This window comes from Roseateles sp. (assembly GCF_052436255.1).
GTDB lineage: Bacteria > Pseudomonadota > Gammaproteobacteria > Burkholderiales > Burkholderiaceae_C > Pelomonas.
The window spans coordinates 1-26,997 of record NZ_JBQVNP010000027.1; the positions used below are offsets into that span (position 1 = coordinate 1).

The following is a 26,997-nucleotide window of genomic DNA, read 5'->3' on the forward strand; positions in this document are numbered from 1 at the left end:
AACGGCAAGGCGGAGCGCTTCATCCAGACCTTGCTGCGGGAGTGGGCCTACGCCTACCGCTATCCCAGCTCCGACGTCCGCGCCGCTGAGCTTGCGCCCTGGATGCAGCACTACAACTTCCATCGCCCTCACTCTGCCACCGGCCACAAACCTCCCGCCTCACGGCTGGGGTTTGAGGTGAACAACGTCCTGAGAAACTACATCTAGCTCAACCCCGCGCACCTTGAGCCATTCCTTCCGACGCTGGTAGTCCGGCAGCACCTTGTCGACCTCGTTCCAGAACGCGCTGGAGTGATCGCGGTGGCGCAGATGACATAGCTCATGAACGACGATGTAGTCGATGATGGTCAGGGGGGCCATGAGGCACTTCCAGTGGAAGTGCAGATCGCCGTCCTTCAGGCATGAGGCCCAGCGATATCCCAGATCTTTGACCTCAACTCTGCCGGCCGCGACGCCAACCTTGGGGGCGAAGTAGGCAACCCGGCGTGCCAGACGCTCCTGTCCCTTGTCGCCATAAAAGGCTGCGAAGGCCTTACTGGCGCCGTCTGATCCGAGTTCCGTGACGACGCTCTTCAAGAGGCAGAAGCGGCCGTCCTTGAGCTTCAACGGCTCGTCTTGCTCGGGCACGAGCTCCAGCCGGTAGCTGCTACCCAAGTACATGAATGACTCGCCGCTCACCCATTCACGGTTGATGCGGCTACCGTTCAGCTCGCGCCATTCCGCCAGGCTGCGGTAGATCCACATGCGCTTGGACAGCACGGTCTGGTCGATCTGCTCAGGCGTCATTCGGGCAGGAGCACGTACCGTCACCACGCCATCGCGCTCGATGACGATGTCGGTCGTCATCCGGGCAGTGCCTGGCAGCAGGTGGTATTCGATGTCGTGGACCTGGCGAACTTGCATTCAGGTCTCCTGGCTGGCGACTGGCCGGGACGCCTTGGTCAGCTCGCTGTGCCGGTTCTTGGCCAGCTTCATGATTTCGACGGCCACCCGCTCGCGGTTCTGCTTCATTTCCTCGATGGATGTCTTGGCAATCTCGGTCTTGATCAGTGCTCGCACGCGTTTTTGCTTGTCTGGGTTTTGCCAGAAGTCGATGCTGCCAATTGTGTCCTGCAACAGCTCCACCACGGCCTCCATGAAGGCCTTGAAGGCCGGGCGGTCGGTATCAGGTAGCTCACCGCTGGCGAAGCTCACCTGCACTAGGTGCTCGAAGAACGCCGTGGCCTCCCTGCTCATCCCGTCTTGGCCATGTCGGCGTCCGGCTACGGCTTCATGCCGGAGCTCTCCAAGCTTTTCCACCAGTATGTCCCACTCGTCCTTGTGCCGCTCAATCAACGCGTCCACCTTCTCAGACAGGCTCTTGTAGAACGCTGGATCCTCGTCGTGATGAACGGTGCAGTGCTTGCGAATGGCATGTTCCATCTCGCTTGCCTTGGCCTCTGCACTGCCGCCAGCGTGAGCACTCAGCTGCTCCATGAAGTCCGCAGACAGCAGTTCCACCGGCGGCACCTTGGGGTTGACGCCCAGGCTGACCAAGTGCTCGTTGATGAGCTCCTTCACCTTCTCGCCGGCATCACCCAGGTTCAGGCTTTCGTCTTTGTAGCGTTCCTTGGCCACTTGCAGGATGTAACCGAAGCGCCGTGCTGGCACGCGGTAGGGGTGCGCTTGAGCACCGGGCAGGATGATGTCCAAACTGGAGAGAAACTTCTTCAGGTACACCTCGAAGTCGGCGCGCTGTCGTTCGTCCTTCAGTGCAGTCACCGCCTGGTGGACTACCGCGGCACCAGTCTCCTGGGTCGATGTCCGACCGGTTGCAAAGGCCTCGATGTCTTTCACGCCCGTGGCTGTGAAATGCTGCAGAAGCCGCTGGTAGCGCTCTTCGAGCACGGGCAACTCAGACGTGATGTTCTTCAGGCCGTCCGTCAGCTCCTGCTGTTCCTCAGTGGCGGCGTAGACCGTGAGGGCCTCGGTCAGGTGATTGGCCAAGCCGATGTAGTCCACCACGTAACCGCGCTTCTTGCCCTTCTTCACCCGGTTCGTCCGCGCAATCGCTTGGAGCAGGGTGTGCTCGCGCAGCTTCTTGTCGATGTACATCACCTGCTCGATGGGCGCGTCAAAGCCCGTGAGCAGCATGTCGCACACGATCAGGAAGGCAATGCCGGAGTAGGCCTTGTCGGGATCCGCTAGGTCGAAGCTGCGGCAGAAGTTGTCCACCGCATTCATGCGCTGGGCTTGCTTGCGCGCATGCGTCACATAGGCCGGTTCGTTCGTCCCGTCGCTGGAGATCACCACGGCAGTCTTGAGAAAGCGCAGCCGCTTGATCAACTCCGCATCGGGCATGCTGCGCGCCTCCTCCTTGGCGACACGCTCGGCCAGCGCGGCCTCAATGCCTGCCTGATAGCGCACGCAGGCCAGCTTGCTGTGGCATACCACCTGAGCCTTGAAGCCGTTGGGCAGGATGTTGTCCACGTAGTGCGCGACCAGGTCGCGCGCGATGGCGTTGATGCGCTGTTCCGCCTCCAGGATGTCGCCGGTGGCGCCGTACTTCTTCTTGATCGCCAGCAGTTCCTCGTCAGACCGGTCTCGGAACAGATCCTCGAACGCCGTGTCGAACGCATGTTTCTCGTTCAGCGCACTGTCGGCTGTCTTGCCTTCGTAGAGGATCTGCAGCGTCGCGCCATCATTCACCGCATCCATCAGGCGGTAGGTGTCGATGTACTCGCCGAAACGTTTGTGGGTCTTCTTCTCGCCGTGGCGCTCGGTGATCAAGGGCGTTCCGGTGAACGCAATGCGTGCTGCGTTGGGGAATGCCTCGAAGAGGTTGTCGCCCAGGTCTGAACTCTGGGTCCGATGTGCCTCGTCGATCATCAGGATGATGCGATCGGAGGTGTTGACGACCCCAAAGGTCTTGCCGGCCGGGATGGCGCGATAGGTGCCCAGTGCTTCCGCTACCGCATTGCTGAGCGTTTCCTTCCGATCCTGGAACTTGTGCACCATCACCATGCTGACATCGGAGCTGTCGGTGGCGAGGTGGCTGCGCAGCCCTGCACGGCTCTCGATAACGTTGACGCGGCCGCCAATCAGGGTGGCCGTGTCACCCAGTTGTTCTTCCAGGTCCTGCCGGTCATTGACCAGGACGATCTTGTAGTCGCTCAGATCACGGCTGGCACGCATCATTCGCGCCAGGAAAACCATGGTCAACGACTTGCCTGACCCCTGGGTGTGCCAGACCACACCGCTGCGCTGGGCAGCCGTCTGGCCCTCGCGCAGGCGGGTCATGATGCGGCCGGCCGCGCGATACTGCTGGTAGCGGCAGATCACCTTGACGCGCGGGCCACCATCGGTGTCCATGAAAACCGAGCTGGTGCGCAGGATCTGCAGCAAATTGGGGCGAGTCAACATGCCGCCAATCAACTGCTGCTGGGTGCTCAGGCCTATCAGTGCTCCGTCATCCTGAGGAAACAGGGTCTTCCAGGCGTAGAAGTGCTCTTCACCCGACGTGATGGTGCCGTAGTCGGCCTCCAAGCCACAGCTGCGCACCATGAACAGATTGGTGTGGAACAGGCGCGGCTCGCCCTCCTTGAGTCCATCGAGTTCTGTCTGCGCGCGGCGCCGCATGTAGCGCTGTAGCTGGACGAAGGCCTCCTGCATCGGGTTGGCGCAGACCTCAGACCCCTTCTTGCACTCCACCACCACCAGGGGGATGCCGTTCACGAACAGCACGATGTCGGGAATGATGAAGGCCTTCACGCATCCCGGCGTGTCCACCCTGAACTGGTTGATGGCGTGAAAGCGGTTGTTCTCGGGGCGGTGGAAGTCGATGAGCCGCACCACCGGGTCTGATTCGCCGGTCAGTTCGTTCCTGCCCACCTGCGCCTTGAACAAGAGCGACTGCACGGCCTCGTTGGCTTCCAGCAGCGACCGGTTGGAGTGCCGCGTCAGCTCGTAGCGCAAGTCGTCCAGTTGAGCGTCGGTCAACCAGGTCTGCCCATCGTTAGTGCGATTGAGGCTTCGCACCGCTTCGTCAAACACCCCGGGCAGCAACCACTCGCGGAAGTAGTTCCGCAAGCTGGGGCTTGCTTGTTGCGGAACGCCACTGCCTTGGTCGACCACCGTCCAGCCTAGCTGAGCCAGCTGATCAAGGAACGGTCGCTCAACCTCGGTGTATTCGCTCACCGCGCCAGACCTTCACTGCACGGCCGCAGGAGACTGGGTCAATCGTGCCAACGCGATGCCCAGCGCCTTGTCATCAAACAGCTTGTCCTTGCGCGCAGCCGCACCCGCACCGCCGCGCCAGTGCCGCAACCCTTCACGCAATGCAGGCACCGTGGGTTCCACGCCGTCACGCGCGAGCAGCCAGTCCACCGTGGCCAGCAACTCCATCCCGAAGGGCGACTCAAACCCGTCGATCAGGCTCGCCGTAGCTTCGAGGGCAGGCAGGTAGTCCTTGGCCTCACTCTTCAGGAAGGCCTGAACCAACGTCTTGCGGTTGTCGTCGAACCAGATCACGTCGAACGGATCGGCGTCACTGATGCGTTTTTCGCTGTGCAGATAGCTGCCGTCCAGGTTGTTCAGCAGGTGGTCCAGTCGGTTGGCATACGGCCCGTACTTGTGAGCCACGAACTTCAGCTCCAGCGGGTTGTGCTCGGGGCTCAAGCGTTCGATGGAGCGTTCCAGAAACCAGGCCAGCTTCTGGATCTCCAGCAGGCTGCATTCCATGCCCAGCACCCAATAGCGGCGCACCAGTTCAGCGATCAACGCTCGGGCAGGCGTCAGCTTCTCAACACCGGCGCGCTTGGCCACGTTCTGGTATTGGCGCGTCGGCTCGTACACCAAGATCTCGACGTCCAGGTCGCCCAGCGCAGCCTCAATCTGCGGCCGCACCTGGGCCCAGTCCAGCCCACCATTGCCCGCGCCCAGCGGCGGGACGGCAATGGACTTCACCTGCTCTTGAACCAGGAAGCGACGGAGGTCTTGCAGGCCTTCCACCACCCACTCCATGCGGGAGGGGCTGCGCCAATGCTGCTTGGTGGGGAAGTTGACGATCCAGCGCGGTCCGCCCAGCTCATGGACTGGCGTGACGAACATCTTGCCCACCTGCACCTGCTTGGCCTTGCAAGCGGCGGCGTACTGGCGGTAGTTGTCGTCAAAGCGCTCCTTGAACATCAGCGCGATGCCTTTGCCCATCACCCCCACGGTGTTGACGGTGTTGACCAGCGCCTCAGCGCCGGACTCCAGCAGATTGCCTTCGGTGAACTTGATCATGGTGCGGTCCTCGGCATCAGAAGTACCAGCCGGGTCGGGCGTGCACCGCGAGCTTCAGCCCACGCGCCGCCACTTGTTGTTCGATGTTCTGCTTCAAAGCAGGGGTGTAGCACACGAGGCCCAGCAGAGCGCTGACGGGCATGTGCTGATGGACGAGCGCCTCGGCTTGGTAGCGCTCGAACTTGGCGGGGTCATCCGGATCGCGCTTGAAGTCCCGGGCCTGCAAGATGGGCCAGTCGATCTTGTCCAGGTGCTGCAGGTCGGTGTAGTAGTTGGCCCACTGGTAGTAGGCATGGCTGTCGGTGAACAGCCAGCGCAGGTTGGCATCCGCCGCCACGCGGCGCAGGCTGGAGACGAGGATCACGATCTCGTCATTGCTGCGCTGCGGAATGCCGCCGCGGCCTGACTTGATGTTCAACAGCATCGGCGAGAAGGGCGTGAAATAGAACGGGACGTAGTCGTTCAGCCGACCGCCCGGTGGCGGCTGCACCGGGTGGGTGGCACGTTTGCTGATCAACTCCGGGTTGCCGATGCTCACCCAGTTGGGGGCGCGTACGGCGTCGTTGCCACAGTGCAGGCCGTTGTCCAACACCCACGGCAAGTTGTTGCGGTGGATGATGCGAAAGATCAACGCCTTCTCGGGGTTGAGCTCGGCGTAGTGGTTAGGCATTTGCCACTTCCGAAACGAGATGGTCGACCGAGACACGGCCCGTCAGGAGGTCGTGCATCAGACCAAGCTTCTGCTTCCGAAGCTTCTCTGCTTTACGTCTTTCGGCCTTCGCAGCGCGCTCATGGACCAACACGCAGTTGATGATTCGGTCCTGCTCATTCGGGTCCGGCCACGCGAAGCGCAATCGGCTGAGCACAGCACTGTTGGCGACGTCACGCCCGCCGCTGTTGACCTGCGCCCGCATCTGAGCCTTGACCCGCGAATCGCCAGCCAGCTGCATCTGGAGGTAGTCCGGTCGAACCTGGTTTGGGTCCAGAGCGATGCGCATCAGGTTGGACGACATGATCCAACCCGCATGTTCTTCGCGGATGACCACCGAGCGGCCCACATCGGCAACTCTGGAAAACACGACGTCTCCGGCGCTCAGCTGGAAGTCTCGGAGTCTGGCCTCGTCCTTTCCATCAACGTACAGCAGTTCGTCATCGAGGAATTCACCTTCTCCCAACGCGCCGATGGTGATGACGGGATGCCCATGCGTACGCCAATGCTCGCCTTTGAGGGCCGAACCAAACGGTCCAGTACGAATCCAGTTGGTACCGGCACGGCTCTTTGCCTGCAAGCCCGTGACCTGCCAGTCTGCCGGAATCCAGCCGACCGCCGTTTCCTGATATAGCTCCGGGGCCTCGTCGCGAGGCGGGCGAAGTTGGCCATCGGACAGCAGTCCACGGGTAAACAAGTCTCGCATCAGACCGGCCTTGATCTGCTGGTGCTTGGCAATCAGGGCTTTTGTTCTTTCGATGGAGGTGTCGATGCAGTCGAATAAGCCTGCGATCTTTCGCTGCGTATTAAGCGCTGGCGTCCAAAGGGCATGACCTAAGTAGTCTCCAACCTTCAGATTGATCAATCCGGTTGTTTGCTGCTGGTATCGCCAGATGGCTGAGCTTCGATTGAGCGCGACCAACTGCAGCGTCAAGAAGCGCGCATCTACTGTGTTCTTGGGTCGAATCAAGCGGAAGAAATTTGAAGTCAGCGCAGTTTTCCGCGGAGGCTTGCTCACAAGCGCAACACGTCCAACTGGCCTATCTGGCGCTCCGCCTGATGCTTCTAGCAATATGTCGTTAGGGCGAAGCGACTTTGCAGCCAGCTTTGAAGCCAAGACCCTTCTCTCAGCGCCGCCTTCAAGCCGCAAGTGCCCGTCGTCGTCGATGTCGGTCGCACGATAGACAACACAATTGCCCTGATCACCTGCCGGGTCCGTTCCCCATTCACCCGGCCAGCACGCTTCAATCAAACTTCGCAAGGGTTGGAGCTTGATCTCATCAGGCATAGCCCAACTCCCCCAAGAACCGCTGCAGCTCCGCTTCTGCCGCATCGCGCTCGGCCTCAATGTGGCGCGCCGTCGCCGCGTACTTATCCCAAAGGTTTTCGAGGGCGGCCACGCTGGCCCGTTGGTCGTCGCGCAGGTAGTGCTGGTAGCTGTGCACGAGCACTTGGCCCTGCCGCGCGACGATGATCTGCCGCGCTTCATCCGCACTGATCTTCAGCCGCGCCTGTTCCACCAATTCGTCCTTCTTCGCCTGCGTGGACTTGATGGTCGCCTTCAACGTCTTGGCCTCGTCTTCTAGCGTCTTGTGGGCTGCCAGCTTGGCTTCCAGCCGCGCTGCCGTCGCCTTGGCGGTTTGGCCCACGGCGATGGCAGCTTCGATGACGGCGGCGGTATTCGACACCTGACCCACAGCTTGCGCCAGACCCAGCACCCGCTGCCCGTTGGCGAACTGTGCATCCTTGACCGTGAAGCCCTCGGTGCAGTGGTGGGCCTTGTCTGTGCCTTTGGGCAGCAAGCCAGCCGCCTTTATCTCGGTGAACAGATCAGTCACCGCACCCTTGAGGGTCCTAAGCTGCGCCTTCCATTCGGTGGTGGCTTCCTTCAGCTCGTCCTTGAGCGCCTTCACCTCTTCCACCGGCAGGACGCCCGTGTCGTCGGTGTCTTCGTAGCCTTCTTCGCTGGCTGCGGCGAACAACGCCTGCAATTCGGCAAGACGAGCATGCTGTTGCTCCAGCTCAGCCAGCACCTGCGGAAACTGGCTCTGCAGGATGTCGTCGTCCGGGATCAGCTCTGGGCCCCAGCCGCTGGCGAAGATGGACTTCAGATCCGAGGCCAGCAGCTTGTAAAAGTTGGCAAACGCGCCACGAACTTGGAAGCGGTTTAGCAGATGCTGCTGGGCGACGGTGCGCTCGATGCTCTCCAGCAGCTTGGCGCGCAGCTCGTACACGTTGTGCGGCCGGGCATGCTGGTTGTCCGCATCGGGAGCAAGAGCTTCCACCAGTGGCAGATGCTGCTGCCACCAGGTGTCCAGGTCGCCCATGAACTGGGCGTGGCGTTGCTGCACGCCGGGGTGCTGCTTCACCAGTTCAGCGATGGCGCGTTTGTCTTGGGCGATTGCGGCTGTGAAGTCAGCGTACAAGGTGCCGTGCTCAGGTGCTGAACGAGGCGTGAAGCAGGCGTCGCGCAGGCCGCTGTAGTTGTTCCAGTAGTGGGCCAGTGCGTCCACCTCGGGCATGGGCACGCCGCCGTGCAGGTGCGCTCGCACATCATGCGGCTCGGGCGGTGGTGCGTTGTCCACATAGCGGCGGATGTTGCAGTTGTAGTCCTCGGCCCGAATCTGCTCGACAGGCACCAGTTCCGCGTAGCGCTCGATGCGCTGGCCCGTGCGATAGGCGTTGACGATCTTGTCCACGTCTTCCGGGCGCAGGTGGTTCTGGGCCTTGCCTTCGCGGTACTCCCGGTCGGCATTGATGAAGAGCACGTGCTTCCGATCCTGGGCGCCTCCCTTGTTCAGCACCAGGATACAGGCGGGGATACCTGTGCCATAGAACAGGTTGGCTGGCAGGCCGATCACTGCCTCCAGGTAGCCCTTGTCGATGATGTACTGGCGGGCCTCGCGCTCCTCTCCGCCGCGGAACAGCACGCCGTGCGGCATCACCGTGGCCATCCGGCCATCACTCTTCAGCACAGCCAGCATGTGCTGCACGAACATCAGGTCCGCCTTCTTGCCCTTCTCCGGCATCCACACGTGGAAGCGCCCAGGGAAGGCAATGGGTTCCTTCTTCTTGGCGCCGCTGCCATCGTCCTTGGACTTGGTCTTGGCGTAGTTCTGGCTGAAGGGTGGGTTGGCCAGCACGCGGTCAAAGCGCATCAACTCGCCGGTGGCCGGGTCCAGGTGCTTGGGGTCGGCCAGCGTGTCGGAATTGCGGATATCGGCGTGCGAGATGCCATGCAGCAGCATGTTCATCTTGCAGATGGACCACACAGTGCCCATCTTCTCCTGGCCGAACAGAGACAGGTTCTGTGAGTCGCCGCCGCACTCGCGCACGTAGTCACGCGCCTGGATCAGCATGCCCCCGGAGCCGACCGTCGGGTCATACACCCGCATGTTGTCGGTCGGGTCGCAGATCTCCACGCACACCCGCACCACTTCAGCGGGTGTGTAGAACTCACCGGCCTTCTTGCCGGCCGAGTCGGCGAAGTGCTTGATCAGCCACTCATACGCCGCGCCCAGCAGGTCCGGGAACTCGAAGTCGTCGTCGTGCAGCGGGATCTTCTCGAAGTTCTGGATGAAGTCGACCAGCGTGTCGTCGTCCAGCGTGTTCTGCCCGATCTTGCGGTTGAAATTGATGGTCTCCTTCAGCACGTCTTCCAGCGCGTCGGGGTTCGCTTCTTCCAGCGCAGCCAGTGCCTTGTTCAGCGCTGAGCCAACATTCTCCTTGACGTGCTTGAGAGCACGGCGCAACCTGGGTTGGCCGTCCACCCATTCCGTCCAGGGCTCGCTCCAGCGTGCACGGGGCGGCACGAAGAAGTACTTGCCTGAGTACTGGTCACGGTCCTCCAACAGCGTGGCAATGTCCTCGCTCGACATGCCGGCGGCTGCACCCTGGACTCGGATCTCGTCGCGACGCTGATCGAACAGGTCACTGGCCCGCTTGAGGAACAGCATGCCGAAGATGTACTCCTTGTACTCACTAGCGTCCATGTTCCCGCGCAGGTCGTCGCAAGCTGTCAGCAGCAGGCTTTCAAGGCGCGAGAGGGTGAGCTTGGCGTAGGGCATGAAGCGTAGTTCTATTGGGTGCAAGTGGGGCTTGGTAGCGGTGCCGTGCGATTCAGCCGCGGTCCGCTACGTGTTCGAGCAAATCAGAAACGGCGCAGTCGAAATAGGTGCAGAGCCTGTCGACGATGTCCGTTCCCGTGCTGTAGCCACGGTGATTGAGGATCTTGGACAGCGTCATGCGGTTCACCCCAGAAGCCTCCGCTACCTCCTGAATGGTGATGCGGCGGGACTCTTTGAACTGCTTCTTCTCGATCTGCTCAGCGAGCTTGAAACGAATCACACGATGCCCCAGAAGAGCGTTTGATATGAAAAGTCATCATATGAGTGTCTGTGACGTCGATCAATCCTTATGGAGGCGTGAACGCACCTAATATTGATCAAATGATGAATTTGATTATCAACTTTGCCTGCTTTTGCGCTGCCGCATGTGTAGCTTGGCGGCGGATGTACTAGGCGCCTTCGAGAGGCCGCCGGGCTGGTTGGTAGACGAAGCAAGAGTTCTACCTTCACCGAACCACGTGCTGGGGAACCAGGCCACGGTCGAAGTGATTCCCGGTGGAGTGGCCGAGAACGACATGCCTGCCCAAGGCGGAGGAATGCAGCCAGACCTCACTCACTTCACGTGATGCCCCTTCCTGTGATTGCCGTGCTGAAGTTCAGCATTGAAAGAACAAAGTTCAGAAATCAATGAACTTCGACAGCGGTTGCGTCGGATTACACGCCGCCCTCGCGCAAACCCTAGCCCCACCTCGCGACAGCCGTGAGCCTCACGGCCGCGCCAGCATGGCGTTATTCTTGTTTTGCATGGCCCCACCGATCCCGGTGGTTACGGCGTGATTACATTGGATTCGACAATCCGCTTCCCGGGCGCGGTGTGCTTGGGCCAGCTTGCAGGCTGCCCTAAACACATTCCCATGATTGGAGCTTTCGCCATGAACCAACCCGCCATGCAGGGGCTGCGGCTGAACCTGCCTGCCTATGTGAAGAACGCCCGGCTGATCGCCTGGGTGGCCGAGATCGCGGCCCTGACAGAAGCCGCCGACGTCTACTGGTGCGACGGCAGCGCCGATGAATACCAGCGGCTGTGCGACCAGCTCGTCGCCGCCGGCACCTTCAAGAAACTCAATCCCACGCTGCGCCCCGGCAGCTATCTGGCCAATTCCGACCCCAGCGACGTTGCCCGCGTGGAGAACCGCACCTTCATCTGCTCGGCCAGCAAGGAAGACGCCGGCCCGACCAACAACTGGATGGCACCGGACGAGATGCGCCAGCTGCTGCAGATCGGTGACCAGGCCCTTTTCAAGGGCTGCATGCGTGGCCGCACGCTGTACGTCGTGCCGTTCAGCATGGGCCCGCTGGGCAGCCCCATCGCCCACATCGGCGTGGAGCTGAGCGACAGCCCCTATGTCGCAGTCAACATGCGCACGATGACGCGGATGGGCCGTGCTGTCATCGAGTTGCTGGGTACCGAGGGCGATTTCGTGCCCTGCGTGCACAGCGTCGGCGCGCCGCTGCAAGAAGGCCAGGCCGATGTCTCCTGGCCCTGCAACACGACCAAGTACATCGTCCATTTCCCGCAAACGCGCGAGATCTGGTCGTACGGCTCGGGCTACGGCGGCAACGCGCTGCTGGGTAAGAAGTGCTTTGCGCTGCGTATCGCCTCCACGATGGGCCGCGCCCAGGGCTGGCTGGCCGAGCACATGCTGGTGCTGGGCGTGCAAAGCCCGTCGGGCAAGAAGTCCCACATCGCCGCCGCCTTCCCCAGCGCCTGCGGCAAGACCAACTTCGCCATGCTGATCCCGCCCGCCGCGTTCAATGGCTGGAAGATCACCACCATCGGCGACGACATCGCCTGGATCAAGCCGGGCGCCGATGGCCGCCTGTACGCGATCAACCCCGAGGCCGGCTACTTCGGCGTCGCCCCCGGCACCAACGCCCACACCAATCCCAACTGCATGGCCAGCCTGCAGCGCGACGTGATCTTCACGAACGTCGCGCTCACCGACGACGGCGACGTCTGGTGGGAAGGCATGACAGACACGCCGCCGGCGCACTGCATCGACTGGCAGGGCAAGGACTGGACACCGGCGATCGCCAAGGCCACCGGCGCCAAGGCGGCCCACCCGAACGCCCGCTTCACGGTCGCCGCCACCAACAACCCGGCGCTGGACGACAGCTGGGACAACCCCGCCGGCGTACCCATCGACGCCTTCATCTTCGGCGGCCGCCGCTCCACCACCGTGCCGCTGGTGACGGAGGCGCGCGACTGGACCGAGGGCGTCAACATGGCCGCCACCATGGGCAGCGAGACCACGGCGGCCGCCGCCGGCCAGCAGGGTGTGGTGCGCCGCGACCCGTTCGCGATGCTGCCTTTCATAGGCTACAGCATGGCCGACTACTTCCAGCACTGGCTGGACCTGGGCGCCAAGCTCCAGGCGTCGGGTGCCAAGCTGCCCGCCATCTACTGCGTCAACTGGTTCCGCAAGGGCGCCGACGGCAAGTTCGTCTGGCCCGGTTACGGCGAGAACATGCGCGTGCTCAAGTGGATGCTGGACCGCCTGGACGGCCAGGGCGGCGGCACCGAGAACGTGTTCGGGGTGACGCCCGGCTATGCCGACCTGACCTGGGACGGGCTGGACTTCTCCGCGCAGCAGTTCGACACCGTTACCCGCATCGACGCCGCCGAATGGCGGGCCGAATTGAAACTGCACGACGAGCTCTTCACCCAGTTGGACTTCCACCTGCCGGCCGAGCTGCCGGCCGTCAAGGCGCGCATCGAAGCGCGGCTGGCGAAAGCGGCCGACTGATGCTCATCACCTGACGGTGAATCCGCGCTTCAACGGGCGCCCGCGGGCGCCCGTTTTTTTCGCTCAGCGGCGGCTGCCGAAGACGAGCAGCAGGCCGCCTACGGCGATGGCGCCCACGCCCAACCACATCGGGATGTTGACCTGCTCCTTCTCCAGGGCGGAGACCTCCAGCGGGCCGAGCTTCACGACCGTGGTGTCCTTGGTGTAGCTGAAGCCGCCGAATGCCAAGCTGGCAGCGCCAGCGACGAGCAGCACGATGGCAATGATCTTGGTGGCACCCATGGCGCTCTCCGTGTTTGAGGAGCGCTCAGCCTAAGGGTGACGGCCTGTGACAAACGGTGTCCGAGGGCGCGGTCGTCTGTCAGACAAGGCCGATTGCGAGTCGTTTCACGGATAGGACTTCAACGTCGCCGTATTGCTGCCGCCCTTGCAGCGCGCCGGGTTGCCAGCGTCGTTGATGACGCGCTCGATGCCGCCCTTGTCGACCAGGCAGACCGTGATCATGTGATGGAAACGCACGCCGGGCGCCTGGGGCGCTTCGATGGCGCGGTCCAGCACCACGTCGGGCTGCAGGAAGACGCTGTAGATGCCCAAGCCCCAGGCTTCGTGCCGTGTCACCTTGTCCGCGACCTTGTAGGCAGCGTAGCCGCGCCCGCCGGCTGCATGGGTCCACTGGGTTTGAGTGGGCGGGTCGTAGGGAATCTCGGACTGATAGAAGTAGACGCGCCCGCCATTGGCCTGCCAGACGACCTGCTCCTTCTGGAAGTGCTCGGCGAAAAGGCCGTAGATGGTCACGTCCTCGCCGTTGACCCACAGACCGTGGGCGGACGGGTTGCTGGTCCAACTGACGCCCTCGCCATGGTCGGCGCGCCACAGCCATGTGTGATCGACGAGCGTGTCGTGCGCGTTGATGCGCAGCGCCGTCTCCACCTGGCCGGCCGCAGCGCCGCCGACACGGAAGAACAGGTCGTGCAGCACGATGGGATTGGCCTTGTGGCGCTTCTTCGCGCCCGCGGGCGCCACCTCCATCAGCACGCCCGAGTCCTGCCGACCCGCATCCAGGAACAGGCCCGAGATCGTCAGCCCATCCACGTCCGCCGTCTTCACCAGCGGCTGGCCGCTGTCCGAGCGCAGCGTCGGGAAGCCGATGCCCAGCACCACCGTGCCAGCGCGGCCGACCTGCAAGGTCTCGGTCAGCAGGTACTCGCCCGGCGTCAGCAGCAGATGCTTGCCGGCTGCCAGCTGCGCGTTCATCGCCGCCGCCGTATCGCCCGGCCTGGCGATGAAGAACTCGTTGATCGGCACGGTCTTGCCGGGCGTCAGGGCGCCGTTGGCCCACGAGATGCCCACGCTGTCGCGCCGCAGGGCGGGCACGCGCACGGCGTAGCCAATCTGGGCGTCGATGAAGAGATAGGGCTTCTCCCGCACCAGCGGGGTCTTGTCAATCTTGGTGAAGCGCTGGCCCGGCGTCGGGAACTCGCCGGCCGGCGCACCCCGCACGCCGACGAAGACCATGTTCCAGTTCGAACCCGTCCAGCTTGCCCACTGGCTGTTGCGCGATAGCCATTGCTGCTGCGTGGCCGAGTTGACCTGACCGTCTATGAGCACGTCGGAGAACCAGCCGCCGCTGGCCCAGCCCTTGTCCTTGTTGAGCCGGATATTGCCGCGCACATGCATGCGCCGGAACGGGATGGCCTGCGAAACCGCCCACTGCATGGTGTTGTCGCCGATGCCCAGCGTGGGCGTCACCGAGAAGTTCTCGGCGCCGCGCCAGAAGTTCTGCGTCGCGTTGTCGTTGTCGAGGAAGGGCGTGGAGCGCAGGTCGCCGATGACGTGCACATCGTCGGGGTGCGAGCCCAGGCCGAGCACATGGGTGTAGAAGCCGACCGGGATGCGCAGGTCCCGGTAGGTGCCAGGCTTGAGCAGGATGGCGTCGCGCCGCGGGCCGAAGTGGTTGGGTTGCTGCGCGGCATAGATCTCGTCGATGCGCTGCTGCATCCCCGGCGTCGCGGGATCGAAGATATGGACGTTGGGGCCAAAGTCCGGCGCCTCGGCGGCGCTGGCCGATGCCGCCAACCCGGCGGCGAGCGCGCCACTCGCCATCACACGCGCTGCCACGCCGCCAACGCGGCGGGGCCCTGTCTTGGATTGCATGTCTCGTCCTCGCCGTGGCATCCGGTTGCGGTCTACTGGAATCGGTTCCATTTTCGCTATTTGAGCATGACCGGCGGTGTGGGTGATTCAGGGTTATCGCGGCAGCGGCGGGCACAATGGCCCGACTTGAGCAGCCTGAATCAGGCGAGGAGGGCCCGATGAGCCAAGGCTTCGGTCATGAACTGCCGTCCCGGCACAACCAGCAGGAGCACCGCCCGGTCTCCCGCTACCTGATCGTCATCGCATCGAGTGGCGGCCAGGTCGCCAAGCTCTTCGTCGAGACCCGTGAGCAGGTCGGCGAGTTCGATGCCAGCACCGAGGAAGTCGCCGTCATGACGCGCAACGCGGCGGCATCGTCGGGCGCCACGGGCGCCGAATGGGACAAGGCGCTGGCCGGCCACAGCGCCCAAGAGCGCGCCGAGGCCATGGTCTACCAACTCGACGTCTAGCGACTGCAAACCGGGCGGCACTGGGTCGCGAAGACCCTAGAAGCTCGACCCCGGCTGCCTGAGGAACTCCACCTCCTCGGGCGTCGACAGGCGACCCAGGATGACGTTGCGGTGCGGGTAGCGTCCGAAGCGGTCGACGATGGCCTTGTGCTTGAGCTCGAACTCGTGCGTGCCCTGCGGCGCGCGCGCCTTCATCAACGGCTCGCCCGCCGCATGAATGGCGGCGGATTCACTGTGCATGTAGGGCATGTAGAGGAAGGCGCGCTGCTCGACGGCCAGGGTCAGGTCGGCGCCGGAGGCCACCGCTTCCTGAGCCAGGGCCAGAGCCAGCGGGTCAGCCGCGAAGGCCGCTGGCCTGCCGCGATGGATGTTGCGGGCGAACTGGTCCAGCACGATGACCTCGGCGAGCCGCCCCTCGGGCGTCGCCCGCCAGTTGAAAAGCTCGCAGCACCTGGCCTGTTCATGCAACGCCCCAAAGCGGCTGCGCACCAGGTCGTCGAAGGCCGGCTCAACCTTCCACCACTGGGCGGGCCGGATTTCCTCGAACCAGAACACCAGCACGTCATCGGCCTTCATGCGCCATCCTTTCGTCGGCTGCCGGTAGCCGAACGCCAACCATCCGGCTGTGTCAGATGATGCTAACGCTGCATGCAGGGAGAGGGTCCTTGACGCACAGGACGCCGCCACCCACTCACCACGCGTAGCTCGCCCCAAGCAACCCGTAGTTCGTGCCCTCGCCGGCAGCCCCGCGGCTGCGACCGATGCCGGGTGTCAGCGTCCAGCCGGCGCCGGCGGCTATTGCCGCCTTCAGCTGCACGCTGCGCAGGCTGCCGCCATCGTGCAAGCGGTCCTGCATGAGCTCGCCGTTCAACGCCACACGCTCGCCGAACCGCCAGGTCGCGCCGAGCTGCTCGCTGCGGTCGAACGCCGCCTCGTCGCGGTTGATGGCCGTGACGCGCTGGCCCAGCAGCGGCACGCCGGCCAGCAAGCCGCCCGAACCGCCCGTGGCCTGCTGCGTGCTCGTCTTGTAGCGGTTGCGCATGGCGGCGCCGTAGATGCTGGCGCGCGGCGTCACCGCTACAGCGGCATGCAGGCCAACGCCATGGCCCCTGACGCGCTGTTCGACCGGTGTTGGCGCGCCGCCCTCAGTCGCCAGCGTGCCGCGCGTCCGGGCATGGCGCATGACCGCATCCACGCCGATGCTGACGCCGTCCGTCGGCCGCCAGTCCATCGCAGCCGCCCAGTCGGTCTGGCGCAGGCGATCGCCATCGCGGCGCTGGCTCGCGGTCGCGCTGGCCTGCCAGGCCTTGCCCGCCACGCCGCCACCGACCGACAACTGGCCGGGCTTGTCGCGGTTGCCACTGATCGGGTCGCGGCTGCTTGACTGGCCGGCACCCACCTGCACCCAGGCGCGCTGGCCCACCGGCAGGCTGACCGTGGCGGCGGCACTATGGTTGTGCCGGGCGTCGCGCTGCACGGCGAGGTTGAGCGCGCGCTTGTCGGCATTCGGCGCGGCGCCGCCGGCCTGGGCGGCAATGGTGGCCAGCAGTGCGGCGGCGGTGAGAGTGGGCTTGAGCAGGTTCATGGGTCGGTTCCGCGAGGCCGGCAGACCCGACCCCTTCGACCCGACAACGCCAGCCGCCAGCCCACCCTTCCGCCGCGGTTGTAAGCAAGCGCAGCGGAAGCCGTCCTACATGCCGGCGAGACATCGTCTGCCGGGTGCGACGGCCAGCGCTGCATAGATTTCGGTTTCGCGGTGCGCAACCGGCGCTACCACTTCAGATCAAGAAGGAACTGCCATGAAGATTTCCAAACTCGCATCCCTCGTCATCGTCGGTGCCCTGGTCACGCCGCTGGCCAGCTTTGCTGCCGACAACAAGCCCGAAGGCAGCACCCGCACCTGGGTCAAGGACTCCGTCGTAACCACCAAGATCAAGGCCCAGCTGGCCGCCGACAAGATGTCCACGCTGTCCACTGTGAATGTCGACACCGACGCCAACGGCTGGGTGCAACTGACCGGCAAGGTCGCCTCGCAGGCCGAGAAGGACCGCGCCGAGACGATCGCCAAGGCGACGGAAGGCGTGAAGTCGGTCGACAACAAGCTGACCGTCACGCCCAAGTAAACCTGCCCTCCCAGGTCGCGCTGCCCGCCAGGTCCGCCTGGCGGGCAGCTTCGTTTCATGCCGCCAGCTCATCCGGCGCGCTCGCCGTCCGCCGCCTCGGCTGTTGATTCGTCATGCCACGGCTGACCGGACGCACGGCGCGGGCCAGACTTCGTCCATCGCATCCCAGGAGACACCGATGAGCACGCTGGACCAAGAACTCGCCCTGTTCCGTCAACGCCGTTTCCTGGCCATGCCCCTGGCCGGCACCCTTGCCTGGAGCGCAGTCGCCGCCGCCGGCATGCTGCTGCCCCTGCAGGCCGCATGCATCGCGCTGTTCATCTGCACCGGCTGCATCGTCTACCTCGGCATGGCGCTGTCGAGGCTGACGGGCGAGAACTTCATGGACAAATCCCGCCCCAAGAATCGTTTCGACGGCCTGTTCATGGCGGGCGTGGCCCAGGCCTTGCTGGTCTATGCCATCGCGCTGCCCTTCTACGGCCTGGACCGCAGCTCCCTGCCGCTGACGGTAGGCATCCTGACGGGGCTGATGTGGCTGCCCTTCGGCTGGATCATCGGCAGCTGGGTGCCGGCCGCCCACACCGTCGTGCGCACGGTCGCCATCCTCGCTGTCTGGGTGGCCTTCCCGGCCCAGCGCATGGTCCTCGTGCCACTGGTCATCGTCGCCGCCTACCTGCCGACGATATGGTGGCTGGAGCGCCGCTGGCGCGGCCTGTCAGGCCTGCCTCGTGGGCTGGCCGCTGCCTGACGGCAGCCGGTCGCGCCGGGGGGCGCCGCTACACTCCCGCGTCTGACCCCACGGGCCTGCACTGCGCAGGCCCGTTCCTTTTTGCTTCCTCCTGTTCACGCCTTCCCGCCTGCCGCACATCGACGCTCTGAAGGCGGTGGCCGCCCAGGTCGTGATGCTCGCCCGCACCGCAGCACACGTGGCGCACCGGGACCCGCTGGCCTGGCTGCCCCGCCGGCGTCCGGCATGAAAGCCCAGAAAACCACAGGGCAGCCAGCCCCGGCAGCGTGCTAATGTCATTCACAGCCTCTGAGCCCGAGTACGCGCCCTCATGACGATCCTGACCCCGGCACCGTTGCCGCGCCAAGACAGACCACCGCCCGCTCTCGTCCAAGCGCGCCGGGCGGCGCCTTGCGGCACAGGTATCCACGCACGCGATGCCCTCGGCACCGGCTGACCCCACCAGCACCCGCGCGTCGCTGCAGCAGTTGGCAGCGCGCACGCTGATTTGGATCGTCGTGATCGTCGGTGGCCTGGCTGCGGTCATCGGCGCCATCGAGACCTGGACGGGCCTGCGCGGGCTGTGGGCCAGCCAGCGCCTGAACGTCGGCCTGGCACTGCTCGGCGTCGGCGGCTTGGCCACGCTGCTCTACCGCGCCGGCCGCGCGACGCTGGCGATGACGCTGGTGCTGGGCGGCACGCTGGTGGCGCTGATCGCCCACGCTGTCCACATCGGGCTGGGCGTGCACACGCTGATCCTCGCCGCTGGTGCGCTGCTGATCGCACTGGCCGGCGGCGTGGCCGGCAATGCGGCCGCCCTGGCGCTCGCCGCGCTCTACCTGGCGGCCATCGGCGGCCTTGCTGCGATGGAGGCGACCGGCCATCTGCCCGGCCTGCAGACGGGGAACCACCCCAAGCTGACGGACCGCGTTGTCGCCCATGTGCTGATCGCCGTCGGTGGCCTGGCCTCGGCGCTGCTGCTCAACCGCATCCTCGGCGCGGCGCTAGCACGCGCCATCAACGAAGAGGCCCGCCTGGCGCACCTCGTGCAAGCGGCGCACAACTGGGCCTGGGAGGCCGATGCCAAGTTCCGCGTGACCTCGCTGTCGGACGAGTTCGAGGCGCTGTCCGGCCACCGGCGCGAGGACTTCCTGCGCATGGGCGAACCGGGTGGCGCCGTCCTCGTGCGCGACGCAGACTACCAGCCCCTGCTGGAGGACATCCGCGCCAAGCGCGCCTACCGTGACCGCATCAACGGCTTCCGCGCGCCCGACGGCCGGCTGCTGTGGACGCTGAGCTCGGGCGAGCCGATGTTCGATGCCCAGGGCCTTCACACCGGTTGGCGCGGCGTCAGCCACAACATCACCGGCGAGCGCCTGGCGCTGCAGCAGCATCAGCGCACTGCCAACATGCTGGACCGCGTGCTGCGCGCCAGCCCCGATGCGATCTGCGTGGCCCACATCGACGATGGTCGCATTCGCTTTGCGAACTCGGGCTTCTGCACGCTGGTGGGCATGAGCCGTGAGGCGCTGATGGGGCACTCGGGCCGCGAGGTCGGCCTGTGGCCGGACAGCCGCGAGCCCAAGCGCCTGGCCGCCGAACTGGCCGAGACCGGCATGGTGCGCGATTTCCGCTCGGCCATTCTCGTCAATGGCGAATGGCGCGACCTGCTGGTGTCGGCCACGTCGCTGGACTGGGACGGCGAGGCCGCGACCATGCTGATCGCCCGCGACATCACCGAGCGCGAGCGCGCCCGCATCGAGGCCGAGGCCATCCTCGACCATGCCAGCGTCGGCATCGCGTTGACGCGCGGCGAGCGCTTCGAGCGCGTCAACCAGCATTGGCAGGACATCTTCGGCGCCAACGAGCCACGGCTGGCGGAAGGCCCGGCGAGCCTGCCCTCGATGCTGGCCACGGCCGGCGGGGCCACGTCGGTCGAGCGTGATTTCATCCGCCCGGACGGCCGGAGCATCACCGTGCAGTTGAACGCCCGCGACCTGCCGGCCACGCTGGCGGGTCGCAGCAACGCCGAGCGCGCCACGCTGTGGGTGGCCGAGGACGTCACCGAGCGGCGCCGCCAGGAACACGAACTGCAGGCCGCCAAGCAGCAGGCCGAAGGCGCGAGCCATGCCAAGAGCGCCTTCCTCGCCACCATGAGCCACGAGATCCGCACGCCGCTCAACGGCGTGCTGGGGCTGGCGCGGCTGCTGCAGCAAGCCGGGCCCGACGAGCGCCGGCCGCAATACCTGGCCCACCTCGTCAGCGCGGCCGAGTCGCTCAACGAGATCGTCTCCAACGTGCTGGACCTGTCCAAGATCGAGGCCGGTCACCTCGAGCTGGAAAAGATCGAGTTCGACCTGCATGCGCTGGCGCAGGCCAGCTTCGAGGGCTGCGCGGCGCTCGGCCGCGAGCGCGGGTTGGATATGCAGATCGAGCTGGCCCCCGGCCTGCCCCGCCTGGTCATCGGCGACCCGCTGCGGGTGCGCCAGATCATGGCCAACTTCCTCGTCAACGCGCTGAAGTTCACCGAGCGCGGACACATCCGGCTGAAGCTGGCGGTGGCTGAGCACGACCGCGTGCGCATCGTCGTGGCCGACACCGGCATCGGCGTGTCGGCCGCGCTGCAGGAGCGGCTCTTCCGCCCCTTCGCCCAGGCCGACGACTCGACGACGCGGCGCTTTGGCGGCACCGGCCTGGGCCTGTCCATCTGCCGCGAACTGGCCATGCGGATGGACGGCCGCGTCGGCGTGCAGAGCGATGGCCACAGCGGCTCCAACTTCTGGGCCGAGCTGGCGCTGCCGACGGCGCTCACCATCGATGACACCGCCACGCGCAAGCGCATCCCGCTGCGGCCGCGCGAGCCGCTGGCCGGCCAGCGCCTGCTGGTGGCCGAAGACAACCCGGTCAACCGCCTCATCATCACGGCCCTGCTGCAGCGCCTGGGCGCCGAGGTCGTCGAGGCCGAGGACGGCGAAGAGGCGGTGCGCCTGGCGCGCGAGCAGGCCGGGCGCCTGGACGGCGTGCTGATGGACCTGCACATGCCCAAGGTCGACGGCCTGGAGGCGACGGCCCTGCTGCGCGCCGACCCGGCCACAGCCGCGCTGCCCATCCACGCCTTCACCGCCGCCGTGCTCGACCAGGAGCGCCAGGCCGCGCTGGCCGCCGGCATGAACGGCTTCATCGGCAAGCCGGTGGCGGAGGACGAGGTCATACGGGTGCTGGGGCGCCGTTGAGACCGCCGCGCAGCCCCTTCCCGGGGGGGCTGAACGACGTGGCAGGTATGCGGCTTGCCGCCTCGATGGTCCCCTTCACCAGCCGGAGACCACCATGGCTCACACCACCGATCAAGACTGCATCGACGCCTGCAATGCCTGCGCCGATGCCTGCGACCACTGCGCCACCGCCTGCCTGCAGGAGCCCGACGTCAAGCCGATGGCGCGCTGCATCGCGCTGGACATCGACTGCGCGGCCCTGTGCCGGCTGGCGGCTGGCAGCATGGCGCGCGGCAGCGAGTTCGCCAAGCGCATCTGCAACCTCTGCGTGCTGCTCTGCGAAGCCTGCGGGGAAGAGTGCGCCAAGCACGCGCATGAGCATTGCCAGGCCTGCGCGGCGGCCTGCGCGCGCTGCGCTGAGGCCTGCCGCCGCATGGCGACCGTCTAAGCGGCCGTTGCCGGCCGAGCGCCGGGCCGCCCCAAGCCGGCCGGCGTCAGGGCGAGACTTGTCCGCGTTCAGCGCGGCGAGACTGGGGCCGGGTCAACAGTCCTCGCGCTGGCGATTCATGTCCGCCAGCGTCTTGCCCGGCTCGTCACGGAAGCCGTCCAGCACCTCCAGCGTCTCGACACGGTCGACGCGGAAGCTGCGAAAGTCCTCGCGCAGCTCGCACCAGGCCGACAGCGTCCACACCGGCCCCCAGAACAGGCAGGCCAGCGGGCGCACGATGCGCTCGCTGCGCACGCCGCCCAGGTCCAGGTAGCCGACCTTGAGCTTGCGGCGTGCCTCGGTGGCCTCGCGCATGGTCGTCAGGTGGGCGCTGGTCTGCGGGTCCAGCGCCGGCAGTGGCGCGTACAGGGCCAGGCTCTCGGCGGCGGCGCGCGCATCCAGCGGCAACACGGCCAGGATCTTGGACAGCGCGTTCTCGGCCTGGCGGGCCAGCACCGCGTCCAGGCGCGACTCGGCCAGGCGCACGGTAGCGACCAGGGCCTGCGCTTCTTGCTTGCTGAACATCAGCGGCGGCAGGTCGAAGCCGGCCCGCATGCGATAGCCGACACCCGCCTCGCCTTCGATGGGCACGCCCTGCTGGGCCAGCGCGGCGATGTCGCGGTAGACGGTGCGCATCGACACCTCGAGCCGCTGCGCGAGGTAGTCGGCCGTCGTGAGGCGGCGGCCACGGATGAGCTGGACGATCTGGAAAAGGCGGTCGGCACGGCGCATGGGGCGGCATTGTGTGACAGCGGGCATGGCCCTTGCGAAACACCGCTGTCCACGACAACGAAGTCGAGCACCTTCATGGCCATCTACGCCTCCTTCCAGGCCCGCGGCACCCGCGGCGCCGAACTGGCCACGCTGGGCGCCATCAGCGCCCCGCTGGCATCGCTGGCTCACGATCAGCTCTTCACCGCCCGCGCAGCGACAGGGCAGCGCTGCCCTGGAAAAGGGCAGCCTCAACCCATCGCCGTGCACAGCTCCACCAGCGTGCCATCCGGGCAGCGCACATAGGCCACCGTCTGGCCCCAGGGCTTGGTGAGGGGCGCGGCCAGTGCGCGGGCGCCGGCGGCAACGGCCTGGTCATAGGCGGCCTGCACATCGGTCACGGTAAAGCCGATCTCCATGCCCAGCGGTTGCGGGCTGGCGTCGGCGGCCACGTAGTCATGCTGAACGCTTTCGCGGGCGGTGGCGTGGTCGACAAAGGCCAGCTTCACGTCGCCGGTGCCGGTGTCAACCTCACCGTAGGCGCCGCTCTCGTGCAGGAAGCGCGGCTTCAGGCCGAAGGCCTTGTCGAAGAAGTTGAGGGACGCGGCCACGTCGGCGACGTAGATCAGGGTGTAGGCGAAGTTCATGCGGAGCTCCTTGGGTTTGAGTGCCTGCATGCTGCGCCAGGCTGGCTGTCAGCGCATGTCAGCAGCGCCCGGGACAATGGCCGGCAATGCAAGCCCTCCTGATCGCCACCGGCCTGGTGGCCCTCGCCGAGATCGGCGACAAGACCCAGCTCCTCGCCTTCATGCTCGCGGCCCGCTTCCAGCGGCCCTGGCCCATCGTGGCGGGCATCTTCGTCGCGACCGTGTTGAACCACGCCGTCGCGGGCGCTCTTGGGGCATGGCTCACCAGCCTCATCAGCCCGACGGCGCTGCGCTGGGGCCTGGGGCTGTCCTTCATCGCGATGGCGGGCTGGATGCTGATCCCCGACAAGCTCGACGCGAACGACGCGCCCAAGTCCGGCCACGGCGTCTTCGTGACGACCCTGATCGCCTTCTTCCTCGCGGAGATGGGCGACAAGACGCAGATCGCGACCGTGGCGCTGGCGGCGCGCTTCCCGGCGGATTTCATCGGCGTGGTGGCCGGCACGACCGCCGGCATGATGGCGGCCAACGTGCCGGCGGTGCTGGTGGGCGGCAAGCTGGCGCAGCGGCTGCCGGTCAAGCTGGTGCACCGCGTGGCGGCAGCGATCTTTGCGGTGTTGGGGGTGGCGACGCTGGTGCTAGCCGGCTAGCACCTGGCGCATCGCATGGTCCCACTGGGCCAGCCTCGCACCGGCCTCATCCCGCGACATGCGCGGCTCGAAGGCGCGGTCGAGCTGCCAGATGGCACCGATCTCATCAGTAGACGCATAGACGCCAGCGCCCAGCCCCGCCAACAGCGCCGCCCCTAACGCCGTCGTCTCGATGACCCTGGGGCGCAGCACCGGGATGCCGAGCAGGTCGGCCTGGAACTGCATCAGCAAGTCGTTGGCGGAGGCGCCGCCGTCCACGCGCAGCTCGGTCAGGTGCTCGCCCTCGCCCACGTCGGCATTCATCGCAGCCAGCACCGCGGCGCTCTGGAAGGCGATGCTCTCCAGTGCGGCCCGCGCGATGTGCGCCTGCGTGGTGCCGCGCGTCAGGCCGAGCAGGGCGCCGCGCGCGTCGGGCCGCCAGTAAGGCGCGCCGAGGCCCGCGAAGGCGGGCACGAACACGACGCCGCCGGCGTCGGGCACGCTCTCGGCGAGCGCCTGCACCTCGCCGCTGCCGCCGATGGAACGCAGGCCGTCACGCAGCCATTGCACGACGGCGCCGCCGACGAAGACGCTGCCTTCCAGCGCGTACTGCGCCTGCGTGCCGACCTGGGCGGCGCGGGTGGTGATCAGCCCTTGCGTGGAGGTGCGCGCCTGCGCACCGGTGTGCATCAGCAGGAAGCAGCCGGTACCGTAGGTGTTCTTGGCCTGGCCGGGTTGAAGCGCCGCCTGGCCGAACAGCGCAGCCTGCTGGTCACCCGCGATGCCGGCCACGGCGACGCCGAACTCGACGGCCTGGCCGAACACGCCCGCCGACGGACGCACCTCGGGCAGCAGGCTGCGCGGGATGTCGAAGGCGTGCAGCAACTCGTCGCTCCAGTCGCCGCGGTGGATGTCGAACAGCAGCGTGCGCGAGGCGTTGCTGACGTCGGTGGCGTGCACGGCGCCCCCTTGGCCGTCGTCCGTCAGCTTCCAGAGCAGCCAGCTGTCCACGGTGCCGAAGGCCAGTTCGCCCCGCACGGCGCGCTCGCGGGCGCCGGGGATGGTGTCGAGCAGCCAGCGCAGCTTGGTAGCCGAGAAGTACGGGTCCAGCAGCAGGCCGGTGCGCGCGCGGATCATCGGCTCCAGGTCTTGCCTGCGCATCTGCTCGCACAGCGCCGCGGTGCGCCGGTCCTGCCAGACCAGAGCCCGGTGCAGCGGCTGGCCGGTCCGGCGGTCCCACAGCACCGTGGTCTCACGCTGATTGGTGATGCCGATGGCGGCGACCTTCACGGCCGCCTTGCCCAGCGCCTCGCGGGCGCAGGCGATCTGGCCGGCCCAGATCTCCTCGGCGTCGTGCTCCACCCAGCCCGGTTGCGGGAAGTGCTGCGTCAGCTCTCGCTGGGCCGATGCGAGCAGCCGGCCGTCACGGCCGAACACCAGCGCGCGCGAACTGGAAGTGCCTTGGTCAAGCGCCAACAGGGCGTCCATGCTTGTCCCTTAGAGTGAGTGCATGGACCATTTTGACGTCGTGGTGGTAGGGGGCGGCATCAACGGCACCGGCCTGGCGCGCGACCTGGCCGGGCGTGGCTGGCGGGTGCTGCTGGCCGAGCGCGATGACCTGGCGCAGCACACCTCGTCAAGCTCCACCAAGCTGATCCACGGCGGCCTGCGCTATCTGGAGACCTACGACTTCGGGCTGGTGGCCAAGGCGCTGCAGGAGCGCGAGGTGCTGCTGCGCAGCGCCCCTCACATCATCCGGCCGCTGCGCTTCGTGCTGCCGCATGCGCCGCATCTGCGCCCGGCCTGGATGATCCGCATCGGGCTCTTCCTGTACGACCACCTGGCCCGGCGTGAACTGCTGCCGGGCTCGCACGGCATCAAGCTGGCCGGCTCGGTCTACGGCGCGCCGCTGCAGCCGCAGTTCACCCAGGGCTTCGTCTATTCCGACGCCTGGGTGGACGACGCCCGCTGCGTGGTGCTGAACGCGATGGACGCGCGCGACCGGGGTGCCGAGGTGCTGACGCGCTGCGCGGTGACCGAGGCAAGACCTGGCGCCGAGGGCTGGCAGGTGACGCTGGCGAATGGCCGAAGCGTGCGCAGCCGCGCCCTCGCCAACGCGGCCGGGCCCTGGGCCGAGAGCTTCCTGCGCGGTCAGCAGTTGCCCGCTCGCGGTCTGCGCCTCGTCAAGGGGAGTCACATCGTTGTGCGGCAGCGCTTCGCGCACGACCACGCCTATATCTTCCAGAACGCCGACGGTCGCATCATCTTCGCCATCCCCTACGAGGGCCGGTTCACGCTGATCGGCACGACGGATGTCGACCTGCCCGAGGACTCCGCGCCACCGGACCGCGCCGAGATTGGTGCCGATGAGGTCGCCTATCTGTGCGAGCAGGCGAGCCGCTATCTGGCTTCAGCCGTGCGGCCCGCCGATGTGGTCTGGAGCTATGCCGGCGTGCGCCCGCTGCTGGACGAAGGCGGCTCGGCCTCCGCGGTGACGCGGGACTACCTGCTGGAAGCCGGTGTGAGCGGCGGCGCGCCCTTGCTCAACGTCTGGGGCGGCAAGCTGACGACCTACCGCAAGCTGGCCGAGGACGGCGCAAGCCAGGTCGGCCAGTTGCTGGGCGAAGCACGTCGGCCCTGGACGCGCGATGCCAGGCTGCCCGGTGGCGACCTGGGCCCGCTGGGAGTCGACATCGGCGGCTTCATCGCCGCGCTGCAGGCCCGCCATGCAGACCGGCCGCCTGCGCTGGTCGAGCGGCTGGCGCGCGCCTATGGCGGCCTGGCCAAGCCGCTGCTGGCGGCGCCGCAGGGCAGCGAGGTTGCGCCGGGCCTGTTCGAGGCCGAGCTGCGCCATCTCGTCGAACAGGAATGGGCCACCTGCGCCGAGGACGTGCTGTGGCGGCGCAGCAAGCTCGGCCTGCACTACACGCCCGGGCAACGCGAAGCCGTCGGCGCCTGGTTGCGCAGCCGCGCCTGAACGAGCGCGGGGCCTGGGGCATGATGCCGCCCC

General features: G+C 66.2%; 23 protein-coding genes. 9 read left to right on the top strand and 14 right to left on the bottom strand.

Annotation, left to right across the window (positions count from 1 at the left end; genetic code table 11):
- The coding region (locus ACT6S0_RS08795; RefSeq protein ID WP_444763521.1) for an integrase core domain-containing protein at positions 1-207 on the top strand (207 nt) is incomplete at its 5' end.
- Here ACT6S0_RS08795 and ACT6S0_RS08800 read toward each other — a convergent pair.
- Genes ACT6S0_RS08800 through ACT6S0_RS08830 form a run of 7 tightly spaced genes read right to left on the bottom strand, consistent with a single transcriptional unit; the run spans position 160 to position 10,321 of the window.
- Positions 160-903 carry a M48 family metallopeptidase gene (locus ACT6S0_RS08800; RefSeq protein WP_444763522.1) on the bottom strand — a complete coding sequence of 248 codons (744 nt, stop codon included), beginning with the start codon at positions 901-903 and terminating at the stop codon, positions 160-162. The two genes, ACT6S0_RS08795 and ACT6S0_RS08800, sit on opposite strands and share 48 nt — an antisense overlap.
- On the bottom strand, positions 904-4,176 hold the full coding sequence (locus ACT6S0_RS08805) for a type I restriction endonuclease subunit R (protein ID WP_444763523.1): 3,273 nt from the start codon (positions 4,174-4,176) through the stop codon (positions 904-906).
- A 12-nt stretch (positions 4,177-4,188) separates the two neighbouring features.
- Positions 4,189-5,265 carry a type II toxin-antitoxin system antitoxin DNA ADP-ribosyl glycohydrolase DarG gene (gene darG / locus ACT6S0_RS08810; protein ID WP_444763524.1) on the bottom strand — a complete coding sequence of 359 codons (1,077 nt, stop codon included), beginning with the start codon at positions 5,263-5,265 and terminating at the stop codon, positions 4,189-4,191.
- A 16-nt stretch (positions 5,266-5,281) separates the two neighbouring features.
- Complete coding sequence (darT, locus tag ACT6S0_RS08815; RefSeq protein ID WP_444763525.1) at positions 5,282-5,935, bottom strand: type II toxin-antitoxin system toxin DNA ADP-ribosyl transferase DarT; 654 nt, start codon at positions 5,933-5,935, stop codon at positions 5,282-5,284.
- The gene (locus ACT6S0_RS08820) at positions 5,928-7,262 is read right to left on the bottom strand and encodes a hypothetical protein (protein ID WP_444763526.1); all 1,335 of its coding nucleotides are present in this window, start codon (positions 7,260-7,262) and stop codon (positions 5,928-5,930) included. Before ACT6S0_RS08820 ends, darT begins: the two co-directional genes overlap by 8 nt.
- The gene (locus tag ACT6S0_RS08825; RefSeq protein ID WP_444763527.1) at positions 7,255-10,041 is read right to left on the bottom strand and encodes a type I restriction-modification system subunit M; all 2,787 of its coding nucleotides are present in this window, start codon (positions 10,039-10,041) and stop codon (positions 7,255-7,257) included. The genes ACT6S0_RS08820 and ACT6S0_RS08825 overlap by 8 nt, the downstream gene beginning before the upstream one ends.
- A gap of 52 nt (positions 10,042-10,093) precedes the next feature.
- Positions 10,094-10,321, bottom strand: coding sequence for a helix-turn-helix domain-containing protein (locus ACT6S0_RS08830; RefSeq protein WP_444763528.1), 228 nt, complete (start codon positions 10,319-10,321; stop codon positions 10,094-10,096).
- A 652-nt stretch (positions 10,322-10,973) separates the two neighbouring features.
- On the opposite strand from ACT6S0_RS08830, the gene ACT6S0_RS08835 reads away from it, so the two are divergent.
- Positions 10,974-12,848: a phosphoenolpyruvate carboxykinase (GTP) gene (locus ACT6S0_RS08835; RefSeq protein ID WP_444763529.1), complete on the top strand. Its 1,875-nt coding sequence runs from the start codon at positions 10,974-10,976 to the stop codon at positions 12,846-12,848.
- Positions 12,849-12,911: 63 nt separating this feature from the next.
- Here ACT6S0_RS08835 and ACT6S0_RS08840 read toward each other — a convergent pair whose 3' ends face one another.
- The gene (locus tag ACT6S0_RS08840) at positions 12,912-13,130 is read right to left on the bottom strand and encodes a hypothetical protein (RefSeq protein WP_444763530.1); all 219 of its coding nucleotides are present in this window, start codon (positions 13,128-13,130) and stop codon (positions 12,912-12,914) included.
- A 105-nt stretch (positions 13,131-13,235) separates the two neighbouring features.
- Positions 13,236-15,002, bottom strand: coding sequence for a hypothetical protein (locus ACT6S0_RS08845; protein ID WP_444763531.1), 1,767 nt, complete (start codon positions 15,000-15,002; stop codon positions 13,236-13,238).
- Between the two features lie 158 nt (positions 15,003-15,160).
- Between ACT6S0_RS08845 and ACT6S0_RS08850 the strand changes: the two genes are divergently transcribed.
- Positions 15,161-15,451: a hypothetical protein gene (locus tag ACT6S0_RS08850; RefSeq protein WP_444763532.1), complete on the top strand. Its 291-nt coding sequence runs from the start codon at positions 15,161-15,163 to the stop codon at positions 15,449-15,451.
- A 36-nt stretch (positions 15,452-15,487) separates the two neighbouring features.
- On the opposite strand, the gene ACT6S0_RS08855 is transcribed toward ACT6S0_RS08850, so the two are convergent.
- Together ACT6S0_RS08855 and ACT6S0_RS08860 are read right to left on the bottom strand one after the other, a co-directional pair.
- Positions 15,488-16,027, bottom strand: coding sequence for a DUF924 family protein (locus ACT6S0_RS08855; protein ID WP_444763533.1), 540 nt, complete (start codon positions 16,025-16,027; stop codon positions 15,488-15,490).
- A gap of 115 nt (positions 16,028-16,142) precedes the next feature.
- Entirely contained in the window at positions 16,143-17,036 is an 894-nt protein-coding gene (locus ACT6S0_RS08860; RefSeq protein WP_444763534.1) for a hypothetical protein, read from the bottom strand.
- Positions 17,037-17,250: 214 nt separating this feature from the next.
- On the opposite strand from ACT6S0_RS08860, the gene ACT6S0_RS08865 reads away from it, so the two are divergent.
- The 4 genes from ACT6S0_RS08865 (at position 17,251) to ACT6S0_RS08880 (ending at position 21,961) form a co-directional block, all read left to right on the top strand.
- Positions 17,251-17,574, top strand: coding sequence for a BON domain-containing protein (locus ACT6S0_RS08865; protein ID WP_444763535.1), 324 nt, complete (start codon positions 17,251-17,253; stop codon positions 17,572-17,574).
- A gap of 178 nt (positions 17,575-17,752) precedes the next feature.
- Positions 17,753-18,322, top strand: coding sequence for a DUF7010 family protein (locus ACT6S0_RS08870; RefSeq protein WP_444763536.1), 570 nt, complete (start codon positions 17,753-17,755; stop codon positions 18,320-18,322).
- Between the two features lie 416 nt (positions 18,323-18,738).
- Positions 18,739-21,534 (top strand): PAS domain S-box protein, encoded by a 2,796-nt coding sequence (locus tag ACT6S0_RS08875; RefSeq protein ID WP_444763537.1) that lies wholly within the window; start codon positions 18,739-18,741, stop codon positions 21,532-21,534.
- 94 nt (positions 21,535-21,628) lie between these two features.
- Positions 21,629-21,961 carry a four-helix bundle copper-binding protein gene (locus ACT6S0_RS08880; RefSeq protein ID WP_444763538.1) on the top strand — a complete coding sequence of 111 codons (333 nt, stop codon included), beginning with the start codon at positions 21,629-21,631 and terminating at the stop codon, positions 21,959-21,961.
- Positions 21,962-22,054: 93 nt separating this feature from the next.
- On the opposite strand, the gene ACT6S0_RS08885 is transcribed toward ACT6S0_RS08880, so the two are convergent.
- Both ACT6S0_RS08885 and ACT6S0_RS08890 read right to left on the bottom strand, forming a co-directional pair.
- Positions 22,055-22,732: a helix-turn-helix transcriptional regulator gene (locus ACT6S0_RS08885; RefSeq protein ID WP_444763539.1), complete on the bottom strand. Its 678-nt coding sequence runs from the start codon at positions 22,730-22,732 to the stop codon at positions 22,055-22,057.
- Between the two features lie 230 nt (positions 22,733-22,962).
- A complete protein-coding gene (locus tag ACT6S0_RS08890; RefSeq protein ID WP_444763540.1) occupies positions 22,963-23,358 on the bottom strand; it encodes a VOC family protein in 396 nt (131 codons plus the stop codon).
- An 86-nt stretch (positions 23,359-23,444) separates the two neighbouring features.
- On the opposite strand from ACT6S0_RS08890, the gene ACT6S0_RS08895 reads away from it, so the two are divergent.
- Complete coding sequence (locus tag ACT6S0_RS08895; RefSeq protein ID WP_444763541.1) at positions 23,445-24,008, top strand: TMEM165/GDT1 family protein; 564 nt, start codon at positions 23,445-23,447, stop codon at positions 24,006-24,008.
- Here ACT6S0_RS08895 and glpK read toward each other — a convergent pair.
- Positions 23,997-25,475, bottom strand: coding sequence for a glycerol kinase GlpK (gene glpK / locus ACT6S0_RS08900; protein ID WP_444763542.1), 1,479 nt, complete (start codon positions 25,473-25,475; stop codon positions 23,997-23,999). The genes ACT6S0_RS08895 and glpK overlap by 12 nt on opposite strands.
- Positions 25,476-25,497: 22 nt before the next feature.
- On the opposite strand from glpK, the gene glpD reads away from it, so the two are divergent.
- Complete coding sequence (gene glpD, locus ACT6S0_RS08905) at positions 25,498-26,964, top strand: glycerol-3-phosphate dehydrogenase (protein WP_444763543.1); 1,467 nt, start codon at positions 25,498-25,500, stop codon at positions 26,962-26,964.
- Positions 26,965-26,997 lie beyond the last annotated feature (33 nt).

Coding starts and splice junctions, on each gene's coding strand:
- darG (WP_444763524.1), bottom strand. CDS start 5,265: ATGATCAAGTTCACCGAAGGCAATCTGCTGGAGTCCGGCGCTGAGGCG.
- glpK (WP_444763542.1), bottom strand. CDS start 25,475: ATGGACGCCCTGTTGGCGCTTGACCAAGGCACTTCCAGTTCGCGCGCG.
- ACT6S0_RS08885 (WP_444763539.1), bottom strand. CDS start 22,732: ATGCGCCGTGCCGACCGCCTTTTCCAGATCGTCCAGCTCATCCGTGGC.
- ACT6S0_RS08895 (WP_444763541.1), top strand. CDS start 23,445: ATGCAAGCCCTCCTGATCGCCACCGGCCTGGTGGCCCTCGCCGAGATC.
- glpD (WP_444763543.1), top strand. CDS start 25,498: ATGGACCATTTTGACGTCGTGGTGGTAGGGGGCGGCATCAACGGCACC.
- ACT6S0_RS08825 (WP_444763527.1), bottom strand. CDS start 10,041: ATGCCCTACGCCAAGCTCACCCTCTCGCGCCTTGAAAGCCTGCTGCTG.
- ACT6S0_RS08820 (WP_444763526.1), bottom strand. CDS start 7,262: ATGCCTGATGAGATCAAGCTCCAACCCTTGCGAAGTTTGATTGAAGCG.
- ACT6S0_RS08890 (WP_444763540.1), bottom strand. CDS start 23,358: ATGAACTTCGCCTACACCCTGATCTACGTCGCCGACGTGGCCGCGTCC.
- ACT6S0_RS08865 (WP_444763535.1), top strand. CDS start 17,251: ATGAAGATTTCCAAACTCGCATCCCTCGTCATCGTCGGTGCCCTGGTC.
- ACT6S0_RS08800 (WP_444763522.1), bottom strand. CDS start 903: ATGCAAGTTCGCCAGGTCCACGACATCGAATACCACCTGCTGCCAGGC.
- ACT6S0_RS08880 (WP_444763538.1), top strand. CDS start 21,629: ATGGCTCACACCACCGATCAAGACTGCATCGACGCCTGCAATGCCTGC.
- ACT6S0_RS08855 (WP_444763533.1), bottom strand. CDS start 16,027: ATGAAGGCCGATGACGTGCTGGTGTTCTGGTTCGAGGAAATCCGGCCC.
- ACT6S0_RS08840 (WP_444763530.1), bottom strand. CDS start 13,130: ATGGGTGCCACCAAGATCATTGCCATCGTGCTGCTCGTCGCTGGCGCT.
- ACT6S0_RS08870 (WP_444763536.1), top strand. CDS start 17,753: ATGAGCACGCTGGACCAAGAACTCGCCCTGTTCCGTCAACGCCGTTTC.
- ACT6S0_RS08850 (WP_444763532.1), top strand. CDS start 15,161: ATGAGCCAAGGCTTCGGTCATGAACTGCCGTCCCGGCACAACCAGCAG.
- darT (WP_444763525.1), bottom strand. CDS start 5,935: ATGCCTAACCACTACGCCGAGCTCAACCCCGAGAAGGCGTTGATCTTT.
- ACT6S0_RS08860 (WP_444763534.1), bottom strand. CDS start 17,036: ATGAACCTGCTCAAGCCCACTCTCACCGCCGCCGCACTGCTGGCCACC.
- ACT6S0_RS08835 (WP_444763529.1), top strand. CDS start 10,974: ATGAACCAACCCGCCATGCAGGGGCTGCGGCTGAACCTGCCTGCCTAT.
- ACT6S0_RS08875 (WP_444763537.1), top strand. CDS start 18,739: ATGCCCTCGGCACCGGCTGACCCCACCAGCACCCGCGCGTCGCTGCAG.
- ACT6S0_RS08845 (WP_444763531.1), bottom strand. CDS start 15,002: ATGCAATCCAAGACAGGGCCCCGCCGCGTTGGCGGCGTGGCAGCGCGT.